The sequence below is a fragment of the Chitinophaga sp. genome (assembly GCF_035564935.1).
In the GTDB taxonomy this organism is placed as follows: domain Bacteria; phylum Bacteroidota; class Bacteroidia; order Chitinophagales; family Chitinophagaceae; genus Chitinophaga.
On the sequence record NZ_DATMTE010000537.1, the window covers coordinates 1 to 4,767 of the forward strand.

4 protein-coding genes are annotated in these 4,767 nt (G+C 48.5%); all 4 read left to right on the forward strand.

What is annotated here, in order from left to right:
- Window positions 1-2,020: beta-galactosidase GalB (gene galB / locus VN105_RS13845; protein WP_325641843.1), on the forward strand; the 2,020-nt coding region annotated here is incomplete at its 5' end.
- Between the two features lie 65 nt (window positions 2,021-2,085).
- Window positions 2,086-3,255 carry a mannonate dehydratase gene (uxuA, locus tag VN105_RS13850; RefSeq protein ID WP_325641845.1) on the forward strand — a complete coding sequence of 390 codons (1,170 nt, stop codon included), beginning with the start codon at window positions 2,086-2,088 and terminating at the stop codon, window positions 3,253-3,255.
- 127 nt (window positions 3,256-3,382) lie between these two features.
- On the forward strand, window positions 3,383-4,264 hold the full coding sequence (locus tag VN105_RS13855; RefSeq protein ID WP_325641847.1) for a hypothetical protein: 882 nt from the start codon (window positions 3,383-3,385) through the stop codon (window positions 4,262-4,264).
- A gap of 192 nt (window positions 4,265-4,456) precedes the next feature.
- Entirely contained in the window at window positions 4,457-4,669 is a 213-nt protein-coding gene (locus VN105_RS13860) for a hypothetical protein (RefSeq protein ID WP_325641849.1), read from the forward strand.
- Window positions 4,670-4,767 lie beyond the last annotated feature (98 nt).

Below are 4,767 nucleotides of genomic sequence, written 5' to 3' on the forward strand. Positions count from 1 at the left end.
ACGACTGGATAACCCCACCAACGCTGCACGCTGGTATCCCGGCGCAGGGCTTTACCGTAATGTATGGCTTACAAAAGTGAACCCGGTACAGGTGGCGCAATGGGGAACATACATCACCTGTACAAATGTATCCGCTGCTGCGGCTACGGTGAATGTGGCTGTGCAGGTGGATAATAAATCGGCCACTGATCAGGATATACAGGTGCGCACGGTGATCTGCGACGAGCATGAACAGCAAGTAGCCACGCTGCCTTCCACTGCAGGCATAGTAAAAGCCGGTACAAAATATAAAACTGTAAATACCGTTACGCTGCAACGTCCATTATTATGGGGACCTTCACCAACGCAACAGCCCCATCTTTATAAAGCCGTTACGCACATCATCTCCAACGGCAAAGTAGTAGATGAATATGCCACCTCCTTTGGTATTCGTTCACTTACGTTCGATGCGTTGAAAGGTGTACTGGTGAACGGTGAGCCGGTGCGCATACAGGGCGTGAACCAGCATCACGATCTTGGCGCTTTAGGTGCAGCGTTTAACGTAAGGGCGGCCCAAAGGCAACTCGAAATACTCCGGGAACTCGGATGTAACGCCATCCGTTTGGCGCATAATCCTCCCGCGCCTGAATTGCTGGATCTAACAGATAAAATGGGTTTCCTGGTAATTGATGAAATATTTGATAACTGGGAAAGGAAAAAAACACCGCTGGATTTTCACCTCATTTTTCCCGATTGGTATGAACCGGATACAAGGGCTTTTATAAGAAGGGACAGGAATCATCCATCCATCATTGCATGGAGTTTTGGCAATGAGGTAGGAGAGCAGTACACCGGTGAACAGGGAGCCGTCATTGCCCGGAAGTTGTATGATATTGTGAAAGAGGAAGACAGCACCCGGCCGGCCACTGCCTCTATGAACTATGCAAAACCTGATATGCCGTTCCCGCAGGTGATGGATATACTGAGCCTGAACTACCAGGGCGAAGGGATCCGCGATGCCCCCGCCTATCAGCAACTGCAGGGTATAAGAACATCGCCGCTTTATCCGGCCTTTCAGCAAAGGTTCCCGGGCAAACTGATCGTAAGCAGTGAAACGGCTTCTGCACTAAGTACACGCGGCACCTATATTTTCCCGGTATTTGAAGGTATCAGCGCCCCGGTTAGTGAAGGCGTGGGGGGCAACAGCAAACTACAGCAGGTAAGCGCCTATGAGCTTTATACGGCGGCATTTGGCGCATCGCCTGATAAGGTATTTACCTCGCAGGACAAACACCCTTATGTGGCCGGTGAATTTGTATGGTCAGGTTTTGATTATCTTGGAGAGCCCACGCCTTATTATTCGGCGCGGAGTTCCTATTCAGGTATCATTGACCTGGCTGGCTTTAAAAAGGACCGCTTTTATTTGTACCAGTCGCGCTGGAGACCAGAACATAAAATGGCACATATCCTGCCGCACTGGACCTGGCCGGAACGTACCGGCGCTGTTACACCGGTGCATGTGTTCTCTTCAGGCGATGAAGCAGAATTATTCCTGGATGACGTATCATTGGGGAGAAAGAAGAAGGGACCTTATGAATACCGCTTCCGCTGGGACAGTGTAATTTATCATCCGGGCGTGCTCAGGGTAGCCACGTATAAGAACGGGAAACCATGGGCGGCAGATACGGTGCGCACTGCGGGAGAAGCTGCGCAGCTGCAGCTTACAGCAGACCGCACGCATATACAAACAGACGGCAAAGATCTTTCATTTATAACGCTCCGTGTGCTGGACAGCACGAGACTGCTGGCGCCACGGGCAAACAACCCGGTAAGCTTTGAAGTAACCGGGCCGGGTGAAATTATTTCCACCGATAACGGTGATCCGGCAAACCTGGTAGCTTTTTCTTCGAAAGAAAGAAACGCATTTAACGGGATGGCCTTGGTAATTGTTCGTGCGACAGCAGGATCCACCGGGGAAATAAAAGTACGGGCAATATCGCCCGGGTTAACAACAGGGGAAGTAATTTTAAACAAGCGATAACCGGGATATGAATGTTGCATCCTTAAGAAATGCAGCATTCATATCTCCCTGAAAAAAAATTTTTTATGTTAATGCATGAAACCATGCGCTGGTTTGGGCCGCATGATATAGTTAGTTTAAGAAACATCCGGCAGTCGGGTTGTGAAGGCGTTGTTACGGCATTGCATCACATTCCTGTGGGAGATGTTTGGCCGGTAACAGAAATTCAGCAGCGCAAAGCGCTGATCGAAGCCGAAGGTATGAGCTGGACGGTAGTGGAAAGCTTGCCTGTTAGCGAAGACATTAAACGGCAAAGCGGGAATTACCTGGCACATATTGAGAATTACAGGAAAAGCCTGGAAAACCTTGCTGCCTGCGGGCTGAAGGTGATCACTTATAATTTCATGCCGGTGCTGGACTGGGTACGTACAGATATCAGTTATACTATGCCCACCGGGAGCAAGGCGCTTTATTTTGAGCGCGCCGCTTTTGTGGCATTTGATCTTTTTATGCTGAAAAGAAATAGCGCTGAAAAAGATTACACCACAACTGAAATTGCCGCGGCAGAACAATGGCTGCACACACATACCGAAGCGCAAAAAGAAAAGGTATTCCGGAACGCCTTATTAGGTTTGCCGGGTAGCACCGGGCGTTTTACACCGGAAGAAATTTTGGCAGCGTTAGCAACCTACAGGGATATTGACGCATCGAAATTAAAGGAGCACTTATTTTATTTTTTGGGAGAAGTAGTACCGGTGGCGGAAGCACTGGGCCTGAAACTGGCCATACACCCGGATGACCCGCCTTACCCTGTATTAGGACTACCGCGCGTGGTGGGCACGGAACAGGATCTTCTCAACATCGTCAATGCGGTGCCTTCACCAGCCAATGGTTTGTGTTATTGTACGGGATCCCTGGGTGTGCGACCCGGCAACGACCTGGTAGGGATCATCCGGCGATTGGGAACGCACATCCATTTTCTTCACCTGCGCAATACCCGGCGGGATGCCTTCGGAAACTTTTTTGAAGCCGGTCATTTAAACGGGGATGCAGATATGGTGGCTATTGTACGTGAACTGTTACTGCTGATGAAACAACGGAATGTGGCTTTACCTGTACGCCCGGATCATGGTCACCAGATGCTCGACGACCTGGAGAAAACCACTTACCCGGGTTATTCATGTATAGGAAGATTGAAGGGACTTGCGGAACTCCGCGGGTTGCAGGCGGGGCTGGCCAGTGTGTTGCATGCCTGAAAAAGTTTTTAGCATGCTTTGCTGATACACCGGCGTTCCCATGGCTTTTACCTTCCGGAACAGGCGTTTTACCGGATAATACTTGGAGGGTGCATCCACCGGCCTGTAAATTCGTTGAAAAAAAGCGATGGAAAACCCGCATAGCAAAATCAGTCCTACTGCGAAAATGGCCGCTTATTGGAAATCTTTATCGGATATTCCTTTCTCAAAAGAAATTGCAGTTGCCCTGCAGGCAGAACAAACCACGCTGCAGTCGCTCGGCGATAATATAAATGCCATGGCTTCTTTTTCTCCTTTAATACTGGAAGCCAGGTATAAATCTATTGATGCGGCGCTCATGAAAAGCGGCGCGCAGCACGTTATGGAACTAGCCTGTGGCTTATCGCCACGGGGATTGCAGCTTGCAGCGGCAGGGATTCAATATATAGGAACGGATTTACCGGAAATACTTGATGAAAGCCGTCCCGTAATAAACAGCATAGGGTGGAGGCAGGGATTGCCGATGCAGCATATTCATTTCCAGGCGGCCAATGTATTGGATAAAGTCCAGCTTGAAAATGCTGCCGGGCATTTCCATGGAAAAGTATTTGATATCTGTAACGAGGGCCTGCTGATGTATTTGAATGTCGGGGAAAAAAAGGTCATGGCAGCCAATGTACACGGACTGCTTAAAGCTTCCGGCGGTTGCTGGATCACGAATGATGTGCTGTTTTCGGATATACGGAAACAATTATTTGCCGCACTTACGGAAGGCCGGAAAGAGTTATATAGTTCGGTGCTGGGCAATATTTCAGAACAGGTAGGAAGAAGCATTACAGCAAATGATTTTGCGGATGAAGCTGCCGCCATGTCTTTTTATGAAGCTGCTGGTTTTGACATTGAAAAGATCCCGTTCTATGATAGAAGTTACCCGCTTTCTACGCTGCACCTGGTTCCCGACAGAGCGCAGGAGTGGGTGTTGGAGATTTTAACACAGGCAAGCACCTGGATACTTCAGCCGAGGCCATAATGAATGAAGACGCTTGTAAACGGATAATTGAAAAGTGCCAACGGATACTTAATGTTTTTCACAGGTAAAAGTAAAGGGTATATTCTTGTACCGGGAGACTGTTCCCTTGTTGCCGGTAACGGAGAACAGGCTGCCAGTTACTTTCACCCTCTTTTTTGGCTACATTTTGAGTAATAAAAAGTAGCAGTTTATATGAAGAAAAATACCGTAAAAACATTGGAAAGCTTTTCAGCATTTAACACCTCGCTGAACGCAGAAGAAATGCAGCAGGCCAAAGGCGGCCAGGGATTTACCATGATCAAGTTTTCCACGGAGATCACTGCTGCGGGTTCCTGGATCACAGAAGATTATTATGTGGATGGAAAGTATTCCTACTCTTCCACTAGCCCCGATAATTGCCAATGATCCATTGTTTGCAGGCTGAACGTGGCAATCATCATTCTGCCTCTTCCAGGTAAGGGAAATAAATTTCAACAATAGTTCCCGTGCCGGCGTTCATATCC